Below are 21,174 nucleotides of genomic sequence, written 5' to 3'. Positions count from 1 at the left end.
TTTGCTTCTTTGTTTAAAATGTTATTAGAACTTAATGCTTGCACCGATCTGATATGTCACTGTGCTTGGACCATCATTCTTCTTGGCTGCATCAGCCCACTCAGGATCGAATCCCTTGTACTTCGTGAATACGAATGGGTTTGTAATGTTAACATAAAGACGGAGATACTGGCAGCCCCATGAAGAGAGCAACTTCTTTGGGAATGTGTAGCCAAGAGTGATGTTCTTGACCTTCCAGTAAGAAATCTTGTCTACTGCGAGAGCATTGTAAACGTTCTTCTCATAAGATGCAGAACCGGCACCGTTGTTGGTGATAGAGCTGTTTGTGAATGGGAATGAACCATAGTGAGTGGTCTCCTGGTATACAGGGTTGATGTATGTACCATCAGCATTCACACCGTCGCAGTCGATAAGTGTTCCAGCAGGGATGTAGTAATCCATTGCAATCTTGTTCCATCCACGGTAAGCATAATCGTATGTGTCAGCCAATGTGTTTGAGTATACCGTGAAGTTCTGCTTTGTATAGATAGAGAATGAGAAATCCCAATCCTTATACTGCAAAGTAGAAGAGATGTTACCTGTCCAAGAAGGATCCTGGCAACCGAGAATCATCTTGTCGTCAGCGTTGATCACGCCATTGCCGTCGTTATCCTTGATGATAGGCATACCCTCTGACCAACCGTATACCTTGTGGTAGTAGTCGCAAGAGCGAACCTGGTCGCCAGGTGTGAAACCTGCATTAACAGCAGCATCGTTGTTAGGAACAGTGATGTTCTTGTCTGAAACGACGCCATCCCACTTGTACAGGTAGAGAGAGTTCATTGGAGAACCTACGAACAAAGAAGATGTGATTGGATTGTCAGAATCTATGATCTTGTTCTCGCCGTTGATCTTCTTCACCTTGTTGATGTTGCGAGCGAAGTTGAAGCTTGTGGTCCAGTACCAGTCTTTGGTCTGGATGTTCACTGTGTTCAGGGCGAACTCGATACCACGGTTCTGAACCTCACCAACGTTGTCCCAAAGTTTGCCACCACCAGAAACCAATGGAAGGTATCTCTCATAGAGCAGGTCTTTAGATGTCTTAGAATAGAGGTCGATAGATCCGTTGATTCTGTTGTTGAGGAATCCGTAGTCGATACCGAAGTTGGTTTCATAAGATTTCTCCCACTTCAAGTCAGCGTTGATGACACCGCTTGGGTAATAGCCGTTGGCAACGACTGAACCGAAAGCATAAATGTTTGGACCAGAAACGCCAACTGAGTTATAATGTCCGCACACGGTGTTGTTACCAGTCACACCATAGCTCAAACGAAGCTTCAAGTTGTCGATCCATGAGATGTTCTTCATGAAGTCTTCCTCAGAGATACGCCATGCAAGAGCTGCTGATGGGAACCATCCCCAGCGAGAGTCTTTCAGGAACTTTGAAGAACCGTCGGTACGTACTGTACCTGTGAACATATACTTGCCTTTGTAAGAATAGTTCAGACGCAAAGCGTAAGACATCATTGTCTCTTCCCAGTATGCTGTACCGGTGCCGATACCACTATCCTTCGGGTCCTTCTCAAAGATAGTACCTGTATACATATTGTACCACTTTGTACCTGTCATGATAGAAGTGGCATCAGCAGATGTTCTGCCGACCTGGCTGTACATTCTGTCGGAAGAAGTCATAGAGAACAATCCCATAGCACTCAGAGAGTGGTCGCCGAAGGTCTTGTTGAAGTCAATCTGGTTGTCCCAAGTCCAGTCCTTGCGGGTGTACTCCTCGTGAGAAGCAGTCTCAGTACGAGAACCGCTCGAAGCTGTATACTCACCAGTGCGTGAGTTCACGTAGTTTGGAGAGAATGTGGTCTTGAATGACAACCACTCAACCGGTTTCAACTGCACGTAAATGTTACCAAGCACACGGAAGGTGTTTGACTCCTTTGAGTCGTCACGCAGATAGATAAGAGGGTTAACGGTATCAGTGAACTGATTTGCCTTTGTTCCCATTGACTCAAAGTTACCCGGCTTCACGTTGAAGCTGCCGTCAGAAGCGTAAGGACGGGCGAACGGCACCTGACGGAACGCATCCTTTACGGCATCATCTGAAGCCAACTGGTTTTCTGTGTAAGCGAGGTTCAGGGTGAAACCTGCAGAGAGATATTTGTTGATCTTGCTGTCAACACTTCCCTTCATGTTGTAGCGGTTCTGGAGGTCGTTCTTGTATACTCCCTCCTCACGGTTGTAACCTACTCCAAAATGATAGTGTGTATTCTTTGAAGAACCGTTTACGGCGAGGAAATGGTTCTGCTTCTGACCGTCCTGTGTAACGAGGTCTGGCCAGTTGTAGCCTTCGCCGTTGTTCAGCATGTTTTTCAGTACAGAAGTTCCGTCCTCTGTATCGGCAAGCATACCCTGCAGGAAGTCCTGCTGGGTCATCTTCCATGTTGGCTGGGCAACGGTAGCGATACCGTTTGCCACCTGTCCTGAAGAGAGGAACTGAGAGAAACGCCACTTGTAGAACTGGTCGGCGTTCATATAGTCAGGCATACGGGCAATCTTTGAAACGCCATAGTATCCGTCGTATGAGATAGAAACTTTCTCCTCGCTCTTTCCGGCGAGAGAAGAACCGCTCTTTGTAGTTACGATAACGACACCGGCTGTGGCACGTGAACCGAAGATAGCTGTAGATGAAGCATCCTTCAAGATGTCCATACGCTCGATGTCCTGAGTGTTCAAGAAGCCGATGTCCTCGCAGATAACACCGTCGACAACATAGATAGGCTTTGAAGTACCCTGGATAGAAGACTTACCACGGATCTGAATGTTGAAGTCAGAACCTGCACGTCCGGTAGCCTGTGTAATCTGTGCGCCAGGAACAGAACCCTGCAATGCCTCCATTGCACTTGTAGTACCCTTGGCAGCAAGTTTTGCACCATCAGCAGAAGATACAGAACCAGTGAGGTCGCTCTTCTTCATCGTACCGTAACCTACAACGACAACCTCATCGAGCTGAGCATTGTCTTCCTGCAATACGATATTGATCGTTGAAGAGTTTCCGAGAGTAATGGTCTGCTCTTTGTAACCAATGTAGGAAATCTTTACTTTAGAAGAAGGAGATGCATTGGGGATAGAGAAATTACCATCGATGTCGGTGATGGAACCTGGTTTGCCATCGACAAACACAGTAACACCAATCAATGGCTCTCCACTTGCATCCTTCACTGTACCCGTGACCGTCTTCTGGGCAAATGCCGTAAGACAAACCATAGGCAATACTGAAGCCGTCAAGGCTCTTCTGAATTGTAAATGCATAAATGTTATTTTTTGATTTATTAGTTAGTAGCAATCTCCTTGTAGTGTACCAGTCTGTGTGCTTCCCGAGCACATTTCCTACACATATTATAATATGTGGGGCAGTAGTTGTTTCATCTTCTTTTCTGGCACCCCTGTGCCGTTTCCGTTATGGAACGGTATAGTTTGTTTCGGTGCAAATATATATAGTTTTCTTTAAAACGCAAAACTTTAGCAAAAGTTTTTTATTTTTAAGACTAAGATTTAACTTTAATCGGCCATCTGAAACTGGCTGGCAATAAAGAAAATTCTATTGCTGTCAGACTCAGATGGCCGATATCATCAGTTTAATGTATGACCGATACCATCAGTTAAATGGTATATGTGCAAAATTTCTTTTAATCAGACATTCGGTATCCAACCGCCATTCTGTCTGAAAACATTCTCAAGCGTCACCTTTGCCGCCTCTTTCCTGGTGAGCTGGCGTGTCCATGCCGCACGTTCTTTCGTGGCAGCTCCCTCGCCATGGTTGTCATACTCGCAGTAGCGTGCAGTCGTCTCGTTATGCGTATTGCTCCAGTTGTGCCATCCTACGGGCAGGATATGCTTGCCGAGCTGACAGTTCATGAACAGGGTGTGGGCGTAGGGACGCCACGGACGACCGAGATATACCTTGCTGACTCCCTCTGCTGCGACAATCTTGCAGCGGTTGAACACATAACCGTATTCCACGTTCTGCGGAGTGGAAGCGGCGGTGATGTAGGAGTCGGTACGGCTCAGGATGGTGCAGTTTTCAAACCATGCCGTTGACGGACCGAAGATGAAGTCTGTGGTTCCCTCGATGTGGCAGTCTTTGAAATAGAGGCGTGTGTTAATGCCTCCTGTATATACCGTGTCTTGGTTGCCGAGGATGCGGCAGTTCACAAACGTGAGGCGGTCGCCCTGAGTGTGGAGCGCCACTGCCTGGCCGAGTCGTGCTGCGTTGTTTTCTATCGTGATGTTGCGGAATGTTATGTCATTGCCGTCCACCCGCACGGTATAGGTGCGGAAGGTGCCCATCTTGCGGTCGGTGCCGGGAATGAACACATTGGCATGGTCGTCGTAGGTTATTATGGTATTGTCTCTGTCCTCGCCGCATATCTCTATATTGGTGAGCCATGACGGCACGATGAGTTTTTCCTTGTAGGTGCCTTTCTTCACGAATATCACCTTGTGGTATTCCATGAATGCCCTGCACACCTCAATGGCATCGTCGATATTGCGAAACTCTGCCGTTCCGTCGCGAGCCACGAAGAGTGTGTCGGGATTGTCGTATTTGTTTGCCGCATTGACAGCCAGCGTTCCCGCAAGAACGAGAACAAGGGATAGAAGTAATTTTCTCATTTTGATTGATTAGTTTTAAATTAGTAGTTTATCCAGAAAGTTATCCTGGAAACCATAAACGTCCATTATGCCGACGTTGGAATTATGGTTACCAGGATACTGATATAGTTCTATTATCCGAAAACCCGGGAGTTGGGTATATTGCATCAAACCGTCTGGTTCACTTCCTGCACACCATTGATGGTCTTCAGTCCGTTCATCACAGTCTCCACATCGCTGCGGTCGTGGATAAGCAGTTCGAAGACTCCGGCAAAGATGCCTTCATCGCACGAAATGGTGAGCTTGTGGATATTCACGTCGAACTGGTCTGAGATGACCTTCGTCACCTCGTTGAGCATACCGATACGGTCGATACCCTTCACCGATATGGTGGCATCGAAGAGCAACTGACGCTTCATGTCCCATTTGGCGTCGAGAATTCTGTTGCCATAGCTTGACTTGAGCTTAGAAGCCACCTTGCAGGAGCGTTTGTGTATCTCGATGTGGTTTTTGCCGTCGATGAATCCAAGCACGTCATCGCCCGGAATAGGATGACAGCATGGTTTGAAGATGTATGTATTGATATTGTTGTCGGTGATGTAAATCGGTTTCTTGCGGTTGAAATTCTCCGGCACGACTGCATAGCCCTTGGAAGTAGCACTCTGCTGTTTCTCTACATCGTCTTTTTTCTTGCCAAGGAACGGCACATACTTGCGCCATCCACGGGAAGTCTCACTCTTCTTGTTGTTCTTGCCCTGCAGTTCGTCGAGGTCCTGGTCGCCCAGAATGATGGTCTTGTCGCCCAATGCCTGGAGCAGCTGCTCGTGTTTCTCCACTTCATGCAGAGCGCAGAGTTTGTCCATCACGGCGAAGGTGAGTTCCATAGAATTGCGTTTGAGGAACTCGTCGAGTATCTCCTCGCCGCGCTTCTGCACTTCCCTACCCTCTCGGCGCAGGATTCCCTGAATCTTGGTCTTCGCCTTTGCCGTAGACACGAAGTTTATCCACGACGGCTGCACATGCTGAGAGTTTGAGGTGAGAATCTCCACCTGGTCGCCACTTTTGAGCTTATGGCTGAGAGGTACGAGCTTGTGGTTCACCTTGGCTCCGATACAATGGCTTCCGAGGAAGGTATGGATCTGGAAGGCGAAATCGAGGGCCGTACATCCAGCCGGCATGGTCTTGATTTCTCCCTTCGGAGTGAACACGAAGATTTCTGATGCGAAGAGGTTCAGTTTAATGGTGTCGAGGAAGTCCATGGCGTCCGGCTGTGGGTCGTCGAGGATTTCCTTGATGGTACGCAGCCAGTTGTTCAGCTCGCCCTCGTCTTCTGAGATTTCCTTGGCTCCATTGCCGTCAACTCCGTCTTTGTATTTCCAATGTGCGGCGAAGCCCTGCTCCGCCATCTCGTCCATGCGCTCCGAACGGATCTGCACTTCTATCCATTTTCCCATGTTGCTCATCAGAGTGACATGGATTGCCTGATAGCCGTTTGCCTTGGGGTGGTTAACCCAGTCGCGCAGACGGTCGGGATGTGATTTGTATATCTTGTTGAGTGCAACATAGATGCGGAAGCATTCGTCCACCTCCTCGTCCTTGTCTTTCGGCTTGAAAATAATTCTTACGGCAAGGATGTCGTAAATCTGGTCGAACGACACGTTTTTCTGCATCATCTTGTTCCAGATGGAGAACGGACTCTTCACTCGAGCCTTGATGGTATATTCGATGCCCATCTTGTCGAGTGTCTCACGGATAGGTTTCGTGAAATTGTCGAAGAGGGTGTCGCGTGATGCCTGAGTGCTGGCGAGCTTCTCTTCTATCTGCGCATATTTCTCCGGGTGTTCGAACTTGAAACTGAGGTTCTCCAGCTCTGTCTTGATATTGTTCAGTCCGAGACGGTTGGCGAGCGGCGCATATATATATAAGGTCTCGCCGGCAATCTTGTAGCGTTTGTTTGGCGGTTGTCCGTCGAGCGTACGCATGTTGTGCAGACGGTCGCAAATCTTGATGAGGATGACACGGATGTCATCGCTCATCATCAGAAGCAGTTTCTTGAAGTTCTCTGCCTGTGCCGATGCCTGAGAACCGAAGATTCCTCCTGAAATCTTGGTCAGTCCGTCTACTATCTGGGCGATTTTCGGACCGAACATGTTCTGGATGTCCTCCACCGTATAGTCGGTGTCTTCCACCACGTCGTGGAGCAGTGCCGCACTGATACTCGTTGACCCGAGTCCCATCTCCGAGCATGCTATCTGTGCCACCGCTATGGGGTGCATGATGTATGGCTCGCCGGAGAGTCGGCGCACTCCCTTGTGGGCCTGACGTGCGAAGTTGAAAGCCTTCGCTATGATATCCACTTTCTTTCTGTGGCGCGATGCGAGATAACTGTCGAGCAGATGCTTGAAGGCATCATCTACCATTTTAGCATCAGCAGCCTCTCGCTCCTGGTCTGTAAATTTCTGTTCACCCATGATAATACGATTTTAAGAGTTAACGGTTGTATGCTGTTATCACTTCACCTTTATCTTCTTGCCGGCACGTATGTTGCTGCCCTTTATACCGTTGAGCTTGCGCAGCTTGCCCACGGTGGTGTGGTTTCTCTCGGCTATCTCGGAGAGAGTGTCACCGTTTCTCACTGTCACGCTCTTGCCTCCACGGCCCTTCTTGCCTTTCTTGCCTTTAGACTTCTTAGATGAGCGACCGTATCCTTTCTTCGAAGAGGTACGCTTCGAAGATGTGTAGCGGGGCTGTGTCTGCTCGTCCACCTCAACGAGAGAACGGCGTGTGAAGAGCTGGTCAGCCTGGTAGTTGCTGATGGAGTCTTCATTGCTGATGAACGAATTGACCACCGAAATAGGCAGGCGCAGCACTGATGGCTTGGAGTTGCCGTTCACGATGTCGCGGCGATACTGCGGATTGAGCGCACGAAGTTCTTCGAGGTTCACTCCACACATGTCGGCAATCTGCTTCAGGTGTATGTCGCGAGTCACCACCACTGTATCGGTCTTTGCCGGCAATGTGGTGCGCATCGGACAAATGTTGTGTTCACAATAATAGTTCATCACATAGTTTGCTGCGATGAATGCAGGCACGTATCCCTTTGTCTCACGCGGCAGATATGGATAGATCTTCCAATAGTCGGCCTCTCCGCCTGCTCTTTGCATCGCCTTGCGCACATTCTGCGGTCCGCAGTTGTATGCAGCGATTACGAGACTCCAGTCGCCATAGATTTTATATAGGTCGCGCAGATAGCGTGCTGCAGCATAGGATGCCTTCACAGGGTCGCGACGCTCGTCAACGAGAGAGTTTATCTCCAGTCCATACTGCTTGCCGGTGGATGGCATGAACTGCCACAGTCCGGCAGCTCCCACTCTGGATGTAGCCTTAGGGTTGAGTGCCGATTCTATAACCGGCAGGTATTTCAATTCCAGTGGAATGTCGTATGCCGAGAGGGCATCCTCGAATATCGGCATATAGAAATTCGATGCTCCGAGCATATAGCTCACCGAACGGCGCAGACGACCGGTGTAGCGGTCGATGAATTTCTGCACGATGTCGTTGTATGGCATCTCCATGATATTCGGCAGACGCTTCAGACGGTCTACGTAGACCTCCGGCTCATAGGTACGGTTTTCGTCTCGGTAGTTGCAGTCGTCGTCCACCTTCAGGTATTTCTGTGAGTAATACTCCTGCAGGAGGTCGTCAAACTCAGTGCCCATAGACTCAGGCACGTCGATCACTTCTTCACGGCCATCCTTGTCTTTCACTGTTATCTCATTGTCATTTACATCTTGTGCGAACATCTGTAACCCACTGCCCAACAGCAGAGATGCCGCCAATACTATAACTTTGTTTTTAAATATCATTACTTAATCAAATTGTTTCTTTTTTAATTCAAATACTGCAAAGTCCTTGCTCATGCTGACTTGTCAGAAATTGAGCGAGCACTGCAGTCCGAGCGCCGATGACTTCAGTGGATTTGCCGAACGGCGGTCGTTCATCACCGAAGGCTCTATCTTCAGGCTCAGGTCCTTGGATATGTCAAACTGCGACAGCGACGCATCCACGTATGCGTCGATTACAGAGAGAGCGTAGACACCTATCATGCAGAAAATGCTCAGGTCGCGGTATTTGCGGTAGTAGTCCTTCCTGCGCTTGAAGAGATTCTGATATCGCTCTTTGTTTTCATCCGTTATCTGCATTCCGAGATGCAGGAACTGGTTGTAGCTCTGCGTATTGGGGTCGTCGTCCATGATGTCCATATATGCCTGCGAATAATCGCGGAACATCTGGTTGTTCCACCTCCATGCATAGATACAGCCAAGGAATCCACCGTATACGATAGGCAGTTTCCAGTATTTACGGTTATACACCTGTCCGGCTCCCGGCAGCACTATGGCGAGCCACATGGCACGCTTGGGATCCGGGCTCCATGTCGCCCAGTCGCGCTTTGCCTTTTTCTGCTTCACGCCTACAGAGTCCACCTTATTTAATATATATATGGAATCTGCATTCAACATAGATACTGTATCCACAGCCACGGCACCCCTCGCCGCACTCAGCAACGAGTCCGGCACAACCGTCGGCTGCGTTGCCGATGGTGTTTGCTGTTTCTCCGTCTCTGCGGCATTCACGGCAAGCATCGTCCATGCTGCCACGAGGCACATCATCATTCTATGAATGTTGCTCAACACTTCACGTTCCGCTTTTAGTCGTTCATTTTGTCGAGCGCCGCCATGATGCGCTCCAGTTCATCGGCATTGGCAAACGGGATGCTTATCTTTCCTTTTCCCTTTGGCGAACAGGTCATCTGCACCTTTGTGGAGAAGAACGAAGAGAGTCGTTCCTTCAGGGCGTTGAACTCCTCCGGGAGCTGTGTCTTCGAGGCTATCACCTTTTTGCCCACCGTCACGTCTTCGCCGCTGTTGAGCTGCTTGGCTATCTCCTCCACCTTTCTTACGGAGTATCCGTTTTTCTGTATTTCCTTGAACACCTTGATCTGAAGCGACGGTGAGTCGATAGAGAGAAGCGCACGCGCATGTCCCATGTCGATTTCCTTTTTCTGCAATGCCATCTGCACCTGTGCGGGCAACTTCAGCAGTCTGAGGTAGTTGGTTATCGCCGTGCGGCTCTTGCCCACTCGCTCCGACACCTTTTCCTGTGTCATTCCTGAGTTTGAGAGCAGGTGTTCGTATGCCAGAGCAATCTCAATGGCGTTGAGGTCCTCTCGCTGTATGTTCTCCACGAGCGCCATCTCCATGACGTTCTCGTCTTTTATCGTGCGTATATATGCCGGTATGGCTGTAAGCCCAGCTATCTGCGAGGCTCTCCAGCGGCGCTCTCCGGCAATGATCTGGTATCTGTCCTCAGCCACCTGTCTGAGTGTGATTGGCTGTATGATACCGATTTCGCGGATACTGTTGGCAAGTTCCTGAAGCGCTTCCTCGTCGAATTCCCGACGTGGCTGGTTAGGGTTTGCCTCAATCTGGTCTATTTCAATTTCGTTTATCGTAGAACTGCCCTGCGGACGCACGTCGTCGGTTGAAATCAGTGCGTCGAGTCCGCGTCCGAGTGCGCTGTATCTCTTGTGTACTCCCATTATCTCGTTGCTTATGTTTGCTTATTGTTTGCTTGTTTTCTCGTTCTTGTTGATGATTTCCTTTGCCAGCGCCAGGTGGTTCTTGCTTCCTGTGGAGTCGGCATCATACAGGATGACGGGCAGTCCGTGGCTTGGCGACTCGCTGAGCTTCACGTTTCTCTGGATTACGGTCTTGAACACCAGTTCCTGGAAATGGCGCTTCACCTCGTAGTATATCTGGTTGGCGAGGCGCAGTCTGCCGTCATACATCGTGAGCAGGAATCCTTCTATCTCAAGACGTGTGTTGAGTTTGCTCTTGATAATCTTGATGGTATTGAGCAGTTTGCTGATTCCCTCAAGGGCGAAATACTCACACTGCACGGGGATTATGACGGAGTCGGCTGCCGTGAGGGCATTGACGGTAATCAGTCCGAGCGAAGGTGAGCAGTCGATAAGGATATAGTCGTAATCATCACGTATAGGCTGCAGCATTCTCTTGATCACCTGTTCGCGGTGTTCGAGATTCAGCATCTCTATCTCTGCTCCCACAAGGTCGATATGGCTCGGAATGATGTCAAGTCCGTCGATGTCAGTGGTATAGACAGCTTCCTTCACGTCGGCATGGTCGATGATGCACTCATAGAGTGTGCAGTCCACGTCCTTGGAGTTGACCCCGAGTCCGCTGGAGGCATTAGCCTGCGGGTCGGCGTCGATGACGAGCACTTTCTTTTCAAGCGTGGCGAGCGAGGCGGCGAGGTTGATGGTAGTTGTAGTCTTTCCCACACCGCCTTTCTGGTTAGCCAAAGCAATAATCTTTCCCATTTTATCCTTTTCTAATTTGTTCGAGGCCATAGCAATTCAGCCAAACCTACTGATTTGGTATAGCCCAATTATTTTGCAAAGATACATAATTTGCGCCACAATCAGAGGTTTTAAACCTTTTTTCGTACTTTTTAATATGGGAAAGTGGTATTGCCGATATGGGAAAGTGGCCTTGGATGTAGTTTCCTGATTTTGGTTGAGTCTGCATTTGCACGGCATGCCTATATTATTTCATGCAAACAGAGTTTTCCCGACAAAAAATATCATAGTATCATTCTGAGGATACCCAAAAGATCTTTAGCATTGTTTTCTTGCATTTTTAGTCTAATAGCCACTTTTCGCTATCAATGCCCTCGGTCTCTGCCGAAGGGATAAGGCCTATACTTCCAAGTACTAAAACCTATGAACAGAGCCGCGGTGTGGAACATTCCCCGATTCATTGGTGAGTTTTTCAGATAATTGCTTGCATATCTCAAGTATTTTGACGAATTTTGTATAAAGGTTGTACATACGATGGTTTGAACTTAATGTTTTGGACACCACTAAGTTACTAAAAATCAGCGATATATACAGCCTTTTACTCATATTTATCAATTTAAATTAATTCCGCCAACGGGTAATAAACAGAAAATAATAACCGGATGTTGCACTTTTGACATTATAAATCACAAATAAGCGGCTCTTTTTACCACCTAAATTGACGAAGAACCTTTATGTGAACATGTTTAATTCAAAATCATACAGGATAAAATGAGATATTTACTAACATTGTGTTTTTTGCTGTGTTTTACGTTTTCACATAGTCAGGAATATACGAAGTCTTTTTCTGTTGAATTAGATTCCATTGATAATATTTTGGCAAGTTTACCGCCTTGTAAAGACACAACTATAATAGAATCGGCAATTCATCGATGCGACGAGTTGGACAGTCTGAATTTATCTCCAGACGATGAGTATACTGTGTTGCAAAAGAAAAGCCAATTGCTGGCAATGTTGGGTAAATATGTGGAAGGCTTTCTTACTCAAGAAAAAGGCATTCTTAGATTAGACACAACTGATATCAGATATCTGGAGTATTTTGCCGTAAAAAACAAATATTTAGGAAATAAGAAATTGTCAGATTCATATTATGATAAAGCCATTGATATGTGTGGCAAAATGACTGGAAAAAAATACAAGCTAAAAAAAGTTGAATGTTTAGTTGGTAAAAGAGACTTGACAGAAGCAAAAAACACGTTAAGGCGTTTAATAAAGATATATAATGACAGTGATTACAAAATGCTTTTAAAAGAGTTTGACAGTATATTGGAACAGGCTATTCCCATTGATTCATTTATGGAAAATGAATTTAAGAAATATTTTCACTTGGAACTTGGAGAGTAACTACTCATGCCCATAGGGGATGCTGAGTAGTTACTTCAATAGGGGTGCTGAGTATTATTTTCAAACTTGAGGCACAATGGTTTTATGTCCTTAAATGGGCACGCTGCTTGCCCAACTGGGGAACGCTGCTTTCTCATCATGGGCAAGCAGCTTGCCCCGGATGGGCAGAATTGGTTTCTGATACCTGCCCGATACATTCATATTTTCAGAGTTCAGCCAACGCATGCGATTCCTGCCATCTGACAATTCCTCTCATCTGCAAACCATCCAGATGGAATTCCTCTCATCAGCAAACCATCCAGACAATTGGCTGACAATCGCGAAATAGTCAACTGTCTGTTTGTCAGAATATTACGACAAAAAACCAGATGGTCTGACAGTTTTTTTGCAATTCTTGGTTTTACTGAGAATCAAGCGACATATACAACTTTTACTCATATCTATCAACATAGATCAATTCCGCCAACGGGTAACCTGAATATTTCATTATCAATGAAATCGTATTCTCCACTCGGTTTTGATAAAATCCTCACGCTCTGAAATGTGAATATATTCCCATTTCTCTCGCTCAATCGGATTTTTGCATTATCTTTGGATAAGATAAGCGGCACCTCGACAATAAAAATGAAAGTCTTTAGCCTTTCATTTTGTATTGCGCTCGGTTTGCATTATCTTTGCAGCAAATAAGTTGCAACTTAGTGTTTTTATGAAGAAAAAAAGACCATTAATCCTAATCTCCAACGACGACGGATTTGCCGCCAAAGGCATAAACAGCCTGCTGGAATACGTCAGGGGATTCGGCGACATCATAGCGTGCGCTCCGGAATCGGCACGATCGGGATTCTCATGCGCCTTCTCATCCGAAAAACCTCTCCGACTCAGACTCGTAAGGGAAGAACCGGGACTGCAGGTGTGGGCATGCAACGGAACACCGGTGGACTGCCTGAAAATCGCCATCGACCAGATATGCGACCGCATGCCGGACATCGTGATAAGTGGCATAAACCACGGCGACAACGCCTCGGTGAACAACCATTACAGCGGTACGATGGGTGTGGCAAGGGAAGGATGCATGAAGGGAATACCATCCGTGGCATTCTCTCTGTGCAACTATTCACCCGACGCTGACTTCAGCAATACCGCACGACTGATAAAGATCATCACAGGACGAGTGCTGGAGGACGGGCTGCCAAAGAACGTGTGTCTGAACGTGAACTTCCCCGACACTCCCGAGATAAAGGGAACGAAGGTGTGCCGCATGTGCAACGGCATCTGGGAGAAGGAACTGGTGAAGGAAAGACATCCCAGAGGATACGACTACTACTGGATGGTGGGACAGTTCCGCGACACGGAACCGGAAGCGACAGACACCGACGAATGGGCTCTCGCCCACGGATACGCTGCCATAACGCCAACAACGATAGACACTACGGCTTATTCTGCGATGCAGAAAATCAGCGACTGGGACCTGTAACGACAAGGAGGAACGAATGAAATACTATCTTATAGCTGGAGAGGCGAGCGGCGACCTGCATGCCTCAAGACTGATGAGGGCGATAAAGGAGAAAGACCCGCTGGCGGTGTTCAGATTCTTCGGAGGCGACCTCATGGCGGATGTAGGCGGAGCAAGGGTGAAACACTACAAGGAACTGGCATACATGGGATTCATACCCGTATTGCTACACCTGAAGACGATATTCAGGAACATGGCGCTCTGCAAGAGAGACATCGTGGAGTTCGACCCCGACGTGCTCATCCTCATCGACTATCCCGGCTTCAACCTGGGCATCGCCAAATATATTCATGCCAAGACGAGCATACCGGTATACTACTATATCTCACCCAAGATATGGGCATGGAAGGAATACAGAATAAAGAACATACGGCGCGATGTGGACGAGATGTTCTCTATCCTGCCATTCGAAGTGGATTTCTATGAGAGGAAACACAACTACCCTATCCACTACGTGGGCAACCCTACTGCCGATGAGGTGGCGGAATTCAAGGAGGAATACAAGGAGCCGTTTGCTGATTTCGCTATCAGAAACGAGCTGGACGGCAACAAACCGGTGATAGCCCTGCTCGCCGGAAGCAGAAAACAGGAAATCAAAGACAATCTGCCATACATGATAAGGGCGGCGAAGAAGGTGGCTGGAGACATATACCAGATAGTGATAGCCGGAGCACCAAGCATCTCGCCGGAATACTACGACACCTTCACGAAAGGCGACGACAGCGTGAAAATAGTGTTCGGACAGACTTACCAACTGCTGTCACACTCCCGTGTGGCAGCGGTGACAAGCGGTACGGCAACTCTCGAAACGGCACTTTTCGACGTGCCGCAGGTGGTATGCTACAAGACTCCCATCCCGAAAGTCATCGCCTTCCTCAAGAAGCATCTGCTCAAAGTGAAATATATTTCACTGGTAAACCTCATCGCCAACAAACCGGTGGTGAAGGAACTCGTGGCAGACTCCTTCAGCGAAGAAAACATCGCCAGCGAACTGCAGCAGCTCATCGCCGACGGCGAGCCAAGACAGGCAATGCTCAAGGGATATGCCGGCATCAGAGAATCGCTCGGAGAGAAAAAGGCGGCAGAGAACGCGGCAAACATAATATGGGACCTCGGCATGAGGGACTAGGCAATCAAAAGAAACATAAAGCATATATAATGGCTGACATTAAAATTTCAACAACTTTAGGCGACATCTTCGTGCGCCTCTACGACGAGACCCCAAAACATCGCGACAACTTCATAAAGCTCGCCAAGGAAGGATATTTCGACGGAACTCTGTTTCATCGAGTGATAAAGGATTTCATGATCCAAGGCGGCGACCCCGACAGCAAAGGTGCACCGGCAGGAAAGAATCTGGGAACCGGCGGACCGGACTATACCATACCGGCAGAGTTCGTGTATCCGCAGCTCTTCCATAAGCGTGGTGCGCTGAGCGCCGCCCGTCTCGGCGACGAGGTGAACCCGGAGCGCGAGAGCAGCGGAAGCCAGTTTTATATCGTCTGGGGAAAGACCTACAAGAAATCGGAACTGCAGCAGATGGAAAGACAGATGGAGATGCAGCAGGAACAGACGATATTCAACCAGCTCGCACGCGAGAACCGCGACAAGATAATGGAACTGCGACGCAACCGCGACCGCGCCGGACTGCAGGAACTGCAAGACGAGCTCGTGGCAGAGACCAAGGCGATAAGCCTGGAGAAGGGAAAGCCCACATTCACCGACGAGCAGCGTGAGGCATACACCACCATCGGCGGCACACCGTTCCTCGACAACCAATACACCGTTTTCGGCGAAGTGACCGAGGGACTCGACGTAGTGGAGAAGATACAGGCTTGTGAGACATCGCGTGCCGACCGCCCCGTGGAGGACATCAGCATGACGGTGGAAATCGTGGAGGAATAAAAGGAGATATCGTGAGATGACGGCAGAAGAGATAATAACGAAACTTGGACATAAGGGCGTAAAGGCTACTGCAAACAGAATACTGGTATATCGCATGCTGGAAGAGTCTGACCACCCCGTCAGCCTTGCCGACATGGAGCGGCTCAACCTGTCGATGGACAAGTCGAGCATCTTCCGTGTGCTCACACTGTTTCTGGAGCACGACGTCGTACACTCGTTCGAAGACGGACGCGGCATCCTCAACTACGAGTTATGCAGAAGTGACGGCAAATGCAGCCAAAGCGACAACCACGTGCATTTCTACTGCGAGTCGTGCCAGCGCTCGTTCTGTCTCGACGACATACACATCCACGACATCCCGCTGCCCGACGGATTCTACGCCCACTCCCTGTCATTCGTGGTCAAGGGAGAATGTGCCGAATGCAGACGCAAGAATCATAACCAATAGCCTACTGCCACACACTGACAGCAGAAGGGCATGAAGAATTGCCCACAGACTGCAGGAATATCATAAAGGAATATCATACAGCATTTTCAGCATGCGCCGGGATTCACAAAGTCTCGGCGCATGTCTTTTTTATACTCCATGTCGTCTTTGCAACCCGATTGCAACACAATTGCCATACCTTTGCAAACGAACAAAAGCGATACGGCTATCAGTCAAATACATTCTTTATCCGCATTGCTTAACCTTTGATTCCAAACGACGATTCCCGCATAATGGAAAGCTACAGACTAAGAAAATATTAAAACATATAGATATGGACAAGAAAAAACTCACAAGAATCATACTTACCGCGGTGTTGCTCGTCATTGCCGTGGCAATAGAAAAGACAATGGGGCTCGAGGTGTGGCAACTGCTGCTGGTTTATCTCGTGCCATTCCTTCTCATCGGCTACGACGTAATCGGTGAGGCTATAGAGGGAATCAGAGAGGGCGAGGTGTTCGACGAGGATTTTCTGATGTGTATAGCCACCATCGGAGCTATGCTCATAGGCTTTCTGCCGGGAGCAGAGACTGAATTCCCCGAAGCGGTGTTTGTGATGCTCTTCTTCCAGTTGGGCGAACTATTCGAGCACTACGCCGAGGACAACAGCCGCAAGTCTATCTCACACCTTATGGAGATACGCCCCGACACGGCAAACGTGGTGAGAAACGGCAAAACGCAGGTTGTAGATCCTGGAAAAGTGGCAGTGGGCGAGACAATCATAGTGCGCCCTGGCGAGAAGATCCCTCTCGACGGCAAGATAACCGAGGGCGAGACAAGCCTCAACACCATGGCTCTCACCGGCGAGAGCATGCCGAGGAGCGCTGGAGTGGGCGAAAGGATATGCTCAGGCTGCGTCAACCTGTCGGGCGTGATAAAGATGATAGTTGAGAAATCTTTCGGTGAATCCACGGTGAGCAAGATTCTCGATCTCGTGGAGAATGCCGGAGAGAACAAGTCGAAGAGCGAGACCTTCATCACCAAATTCGCCCACATATACACTCCGATAGTGGTATACGTGGCATTGGCACTGGCTTTCCTGCCACCGTTCTTATCCGACGACTATCTCTGCGCCCTGCCCGTATGGGTAAACCGTGCGCTGACTTTCCTCGTGGTTTCGTGTCCTTGTGCATTGGTAATCAGCGTTCCGCTCACGTTCTTCGCCGGCATCGGCGGAGCATCCCGACGGGGTATTCTCATCAAGGGCTCCAACTATATGGACACGCTGGCAAAGACCGGTGTGGTGGTGTTCGACAAGACCGGCACGCTGACGAAAGGCAAGTTCGAGGTGGAAGCCATACATCCAAATGATTTCGACGAACGGGAGCTACTGCATCTCGCTGCCCATGTGGAACGCTATTCCACACATCCGATAGCCGTTTCTCTGAAGACGGCGTTCGGCAACGAGGATGACGGTTGCCGCGTGGAGAATGTGGAGGAGATTGCCGGCAAGGGAGTGAAGGCCACAGTGAACGGCAGGACCGTGTATGTGGGCAACTCCAAGCTGATGGAAAGCATCGGTGCCAGGTGGCACCAGTGTCATAAGGTGGGCACCATCGTCCATGTTGCCGTAGACGGCACGTATGCCGGACATATCGTGGTGACCGACGTGATAAAGGATGATGCCAAGGAGGCGATAAGCCGCTTGAAGGAAACTGGTGTGGAAAAGACCGTGATGCTCACCGGCGACAGGCACGAGGTGGGCGAATATGTTGGCAAGGAACTTGGCATCGACGAATGCCACACCGAACTGATGCCTGCCGACAAGGTGGAGATGATGGAGAGCGTGATGAAAGGTAAGTCGGCTGACAAGAAGATAGTCTTCGTTGGCGACGGTATCAACGATGCTCCCGTATTGGCACGCGCCGATGTGGGCGTGGCGATGGGAGCTCTCGGCAGCGACGCGGCAATAGAGGCTGCCGACATAGTGATTATGGACGACAAGCCGTCGAAGATAGCCACGGCGATAAGAATAGCACGCCGTACGATAGCCATCGCCATGCAGAACGTGGTGTTTGCGATATTCATCAAACTGCTCGTACTCGTGCTTGCCGCTTTCGGACTGGCTACGATGTGGATGGCGGTGTTTGCTGATGTCGGCGTGACGGTAATTGCCGTGATAAATGCCATGAGGGCATTGAAGGTGAAGCAGATGTAAGATACAACTCCCCCAAACGTTCTAATGACAGTTGGGGGAGTTTTTGTTGTATGCCGATTCTTATTTCTTCACCGCCTTGGCATCCAAAGGATTGTCGGGCCAACAGTGTTTGGGATAGCGGCGCTTCAGTTCTTTTCTCACGTCAAAGTATGTCTCACGCCAGAAGTTGGCAATGTCTTGAGTGAGCTGCACCGGTTTGAATCCCGGCGAAAGCAGTTCCATGAGCAGCGGTTGTCTGCCGTCGTCCACTGTTGGTGTCTCCGTCATACCGAAACATTCCTGCAGTCTTACGCTCACCACCGGTGCTGCCGATCCCTGACGATAGTCGATGCGTATCCTGCTGCCCGTAGGCACGACGACGTATTCTGGAGCGAGCCGGTCTATCTCCTGCTGCTTGTCGTATGGTATCGTTGCCCAGATGATGTCTCTCAAGTCCAGCTTTTTCATCTCTGTCACAGATGTCATGACTCTGCTGCCTTCAACGAGATACATAGGCAGCCAACTGCCCGCCGTCTGCATCAGGTGTGGAGTTGAGATATCAGGCAGTTCCATGTCTGGATGCCAGGCGGCAACGGCAGCCACACGGTTCTGGAGTCTCGCCACATCATCGCTCCAGTCCAGCATGCTCAGTCCGTCTTTCCTCACGGCATCACACACAATCTCCACCACCCTGTCCTTGTCGGCATCGTGTATCGGTTTGCTGCCAACGATGAGTTTACCGATTCTCTGCTCCCTTCTCATCACCACCATGCCCTCTTTTGAGTTCCATGAAACATTGTCCAATGAAATTGTCTGCATCTGTTCCACATCAACCGGTGCGGCAAGATATATACGTCCGCCGTTGCTCTGTGAATAGAGAGACGCCACGGCAATCCATTTGCTTGCCGAGAGGGCATCGGTGACAGACAGCGAAGCATTGTCGCCACTGGCAAGCTTGTAGCCTCCCACATCGTCGGTTGCCATCGCCACACGTTCCGGATAGGCATAGGCAATCAGCAGCCCGGCATCGTCGGCATCGATGGCTGCATTGTCTTCGGTAGCTCCTGTCATGCGCTGGTATTCCCGTGATATCATCGCTATGCGCTGCCAGCGGCCTACGTTCCTCTTGCTTCTGCACGAGCGCAGCACTCCTATACGTATCGTAATGTCGGCAGACTCTTCGGCAGTCAGCGGGTCTTTCTCTTCGAGGATAGCGGCGATGTCGCATGCCAGACTTCTCATCTCCTTTGTACGGCATCCCAATATCATCCTTGCCACACGTGGATGACAGGGCATTGCAGCCATCTGTTTTCCAATGGCGGTTATCTTTCCGTCGGCATCCACGGCTCCGAGGGGTTTCAGAAGATGCTGCGCCTTGCCTACGCTGCCTGCTGACGGTGGAGTGATCCATGGCAGCGAAAGGATGTCTCTCTCGCCGAATGCCGCCACCTGCAGCAGCATCGGGGCGAGGTCGGCTTCTTCTATCTCCGGCCGGCGCTGGTCGGCAAGCTGGTTCTCCGTGGCTACGGTCCAGAGACGGTAGCAGGTTCCCGCCGCCACTCGTCCGGCACGTCCCGTTCGCTGCGTCATCATATCCTTGCTTATTGCAACGGTATCAAGATGACTGAGTCCGCTGCGGGCATTGAACACCGGACGGCGACACAGTCCGGCATCCACCACCACTCTCACTCCTTCTATAGTGATTGAGGTCTCTGCCACCGGCGTGGCAAGGACCACCTTTCGCTTTCCCCCGGCAGAGGGGGCTATCGCCCTGTGTTGCGCCTCTGGCGAGAGGTTGCCGTAGAGGGGCATCACGACAGTGGGCAGCAAAGAGTCGCCCAACAGGTCTGTCACTTTCTGTATCTCTGCCTGTCCTGGCAGAAACACCAGTATGTCGCCATCGCTCTCCCTATGCGCCCTGCTCACCATGCGTGCCACGGCAAGCGGAATGTCGGCGTTGCGACGGGAGGATGCCATAGCGATGGTGTCGTCGTCAGCATGGACCACCTCAACCGGGAACATCCTTCCCCGGCTCTCCACCAACGGGGCATGCAATGTATTGCAGAGCGACGTGGCATCAATCGTTGCCGACATCAAGACGAGGCGCAGGTCATCACGAAGGAGAGTCTGCGACTGTCTGACGAGGGCAAGGGCGAGGTCGGAATTGATGCTGCGCTCATGAAACTCGTCGAAGATTACTACAGACACCCCGTCGAGCGTAGGGTCATCCACGAGCATACGGAGGAACACCCCCTCAGTTACCACTTCTATGCGCGTTGCCTCAGAGACGCGGCTCTCGAAACGCACTCTATAGCCTACGGTCTTCCCCACGGGTTCTCCCAATATCTCCGCCATGCGTTCGGCAATCTGTCGCGCTGCCAGGCGTCTTGGCTCAAGCATCATTATCTTTCCGGCGGCAGTCCCAGCCATGATGGTAAGTGGCAGGAGTGTGGACTTTCCTGCTCCCGGCGGTGCCGTGACGACGAGAGAATTGTTCTCGTCGAGCGTTCTGTTCACACCTTTGGCAATGTCGGCAGCCGGCAACGTGGCACACCTGGATATTATGTCGTCTATAGTCATCAAGATCATCTTTTATTTTCTTCTGCATGCAAAAGTAATAGTAATGATTATTGTTTTCAAACTTTTATTGATAATTTTGCACCATCTATATTTATAATCTTTCATCCCCCAAAAACAATAGTCAATTCATG

At 49.7% G+C, this 21,174-nt stretch carries 14 protein-coding genes and 1 pseudogene; 6 read left to right on the top strand and 9 right to left on the bottom strand.

Annotation, left to right across the window (positions count from 1 at the left end; translation table 11 throughout):
* Window positions 1–24: 24 nt before the first annotated feature.
* The 8 genes and pseudogenes from ST42_RS05835 to ST42_RS13510 form a co-directional block, all read right to left on the bottom strand.
* On the bottom strand, window positions 25–3,297 hold the full coding sequence (locus ST42_RS05835) for a SusC/RagA family TonB-linked outer membrane protein (protein WP_044072801.1): 3,273 nt from the start codon (window positions 3,295–3,297) through the stop codon (window positions 25–27).
* Window positions 3,298–3,678: 381 nt separating this feature from the next.
* A complete protein-coding gene (locus tag ST42_RS05830) occupies window positions 3,679–4,659 on the bottom strand; it encodes a pectinesterase family protein (protein WP_044072800.1) in 981 nt (326 codons plus the stop codon).
* 146 nt (window positions 4,660–4,805) lie between these two features.
* Complete coding sequence (locus ST42_RS05825; protein ID WP_044072799.1) at window positions 4,806–7,109, bottom strand: RelA/SpoT family protein; 2,304 nt, start codon at window positions 7,107–7,109, stop codon at window positions 4,806–4,808.
* Between the two features lie 39 nt (window positions 7,110–7,148).
* A complete protein-coding gene (locus tag ST42_RS05820) occupies window positions 7,149–8,504 on the bottom strand; it encodes a lytic transglycosylase domain-containing protein (RefSeq protein WP_022317210.1) in 1,356 nt (451 codons plus the stop codon).
* A gap of 63 nt (window positions 8,505–8,567) precedes the next feature.
* Entirely contained in the window at window positions 8,568–9,332 is a 765-nt protein-coding gene (locus tag ST42_RS05815; RefSeq protein ID WP_022317209.1) for a DUF5683 domain-containing protein, read from the bottom strand.
* 14 nt (window positions 9,333–9,346) lie between these two features.
* Window positions 9,347–10,237: a ParB/RepB/Spo0J family partition protein gene (locus ST42_RS05810; RefSeq protein ID WP_022317208.1), complete on the bottom strand. Its 891-nt coding sequence runs from the start codon at window positions 10,235–10,237 to the stop codon at window positions 9,347–9,349.
* Window positions 10,238–10,258: 21 nt separating this feature from the next.
* Entirely contained in the window at window positions 10,259–11,038 is a 780-nt protein-coding gene (locus ST42_RS05805; protein ID WP_022317207.1) for a ParA family protein, read from the bottom strand.
* A 322-nt stretch (window positions 11,039–11,360) separates the two neighbouring features.
* Window positions 11,361–11,623, bottom strand: a pseudogene (locus ST42_RS13510) (IS982 family transposase); the annotation flags it as partial.
* A gap of 165 nt (window positions 11,624–11,788) precedes the next feature.
* On the opposite strand from ST42_RS13510, the gene ST42_RS05795 reads away from it, so the two are divergent.
* The 6 genes from ST42_RS05795 to ST42_RS05770 all read left to right on the top strand — a co-directional run bounded on the left by ST42_RS05795 (window position 11,789) and on the right by ST42_RS05770 (window position 18,484).
* The gene (locus ST42_RS05795) at window positions 11,789–12,421 is read left to right on the top strand and encodes a hypothetical protein (RefSeq protein ID WP_156139305.1); all 633 of its coding nucleotides are present in this window, start codon (window positions 11,789–11,791) and stop codon (window positions 12,419–12,421) included.
* A 706-nt stretch (window positions 12,422–13,127) separates the two neighbouring features.
* Window positions 13,128–13,895, top strand: coding sequence for a 5'/3'-nucleotidase SurE (gene surE / locus ST42_RS05790; protein WP_044072791.1), 768 nt, complete (start codon window positions 13,128–13,130; stop codon window positions 13,893–13,895).
* 16 nt (window positions 13,896–13,911) lie between these two features.
* On the top strand, window positions 13,912–15,063 hold the full coding sequence (gene lpxB, locus ST42_RS05785; protein WP_044072789.1) for a lipid-A-disaccharide synthase: 1,152 nt from the start codon (window positions 13,912–13,914) through the stop codon (window positions 15,061–15,063).
* Between the two features lie 29 nt (window positions 15,064–15,092).
* Window positions 15,093–15,839: a peptidylprolyl isomerase gene (locus tag ST42_RS05780; protein ID WP_044072787.1), complete on the top strand. Its 747-nt coding sequence runs from the start codon at window positions 15,093–15,095 to the stop codon at window positions 15,837–15,839.
* 16 nt (window positions 15,840–15,855) lie between these two features.
* Complete coding sequence (locus ST42_RS05775) at window positions 15,856–16,287, top strand: Fur family transcriptional regulator (protein ID WP_044065488.1); 432 nt, start codon at window positions 15,856–15,858, stop codon at window positions 16,285–16,287.
* 313 nt (window positions 16,288–16,600) lie between these two features.
* Window positions 16,601–18,484, top strand: coding sequence for a heavy metal translocating P-type ATPase (locus ST42_RS05770; RefSeq protein WP_044072785.1), 1,884 nt, complete (start codon window positions 16,601–16,603; stop codon window positions 18,482–18,484).
* A gap of 60 nt (window positions 18,485–18,544) precedes the next feature.
* Here the strand turns inward: ST42_RS05770 and hrpB are convergent, their stop codons facing one another.
* On the bottom strand, window positions 18,545–21,043 hold the full coding sequence (hrpB, locus tag ST42_RS05765; protein WP_044072827.1) for an ATP-dependent helicase HrpB: 2,499 nt from the start codon (window positions 21,041–21,043) through the stop codon (window positions 18,545–18,547).
* Between the last annotated feature and the right edge of the window lie 131 nt (window positions 21,044–21,174).

Source organism: Prevotella pectinovora, from assembly GCF_000834015.1.
GTDB classification, from domain to species: Bacteria; Bacteroidota; Bacteroidia; order Bacteroidales; family Bacteroidaceae; genus Prevotella; species Prevotella pectinovora.
Note: the sequence above shows the minus strand (reverse complement) of the source record. Positions and strands in the feature narration are given on the sequence as shown.

What these genes read in the sequence shown, in the direction of transcription:
- ST42_RS05835 (WP_044072801.1), bottom strand. Translation starts at nt 3,297, where the DNA reads ATGCATTTACAATTCAGAAGAGCCTTGACGGCTTCAGTATTGCCTATG.
- ST42_RS05830 (WP_044072800.1), bottom strand. Translation starts at nt 4,659, where the DNA reads ATGAGAAAATTACTTCTATCCCTTGTTCTCGTTCTTGCGGGAACGCTG.
- ST42_RS05825 (WP_044072799.1), bottom strand. Translation starts at nt 7,109, where the DNA reads ATGGGTGAACAGAAATTTACAGACCAGGAGCGAGAGGCTGCTGATGCT.
- ST42_RS05820 (WP_022317210.1), bottom strand. Translation starts at nt 8,504, where the DNA reads ATGATATTTAAAAACAAAGTTATAGTATTGGCGGCATCTCTGCTGTTG.
- ST42_RS05810 (WP_022317208.1), bottom strand. Translation starts at nt 10,237, where the DNA reads ATGGGAGTACACAAGAGATACAGCGCACTCGGACGCGGACTCGACGCA.
- ST42_RS05805 (WP_022317207.1), bottom strand. Translation starts at nt 11,038, where the DNA reads ATGGGAAAGATTATTGCTTTGGCTAACCAGAAAGGCGGTGTGGGAAAG.
- ST42_RS05795 (WP_156139305.1), top strand. Translation starts at nt 11,789, where the DNA reads ATGAGATATTTACTAACATTGTGTTTTTTGCTGTGTTTTACGTTTTCA.
- surE (WP_044072791.1), top strand. Translation starts at nt 13,128, where the DNA reads ATGAAGAAAAAAAGACCATTAATCCTAATCTCCAACGACGACGGATTT.
- lpxB (WP_044072789.1), top strand. Translation starts at nt 13,912, where the DNA reads ATGAAATACTATCTTATAGCTGGAGAGGCGAGCGGCGACCTGCATGCC.
- ST42_RS05780 (WP_044072787.1), top strand. Translation starts at nt 15,093, where the DNA reads ATGGCTGACATTAAAATTTCAACAACTTTAGGCGACATCTTCGTGCGC.
- ST42_RS05775 (WP_044065488.1), top strand. Translation starts at nt 15,856, where the DNA reads ATGACGGCAGAAGAGATAATAACGAAACTTGGACATAAGGGCGTAAAG.
- ST42_RS05770 (WP_044072785.1), top strand. Translation starts at nt 16,601, where the DNA reads ATGGACAAGAAAAAACTCACAAGAATCATACTTACCGCGGTGTTGCTC.
- hrpB (WP_044072827.1), bottom strand. Translation starts at nt 21,043, where the DNA reads ATGACTATAGACGACATAATATCCAGGTGTGCCACGTTGCCGGCTGCC.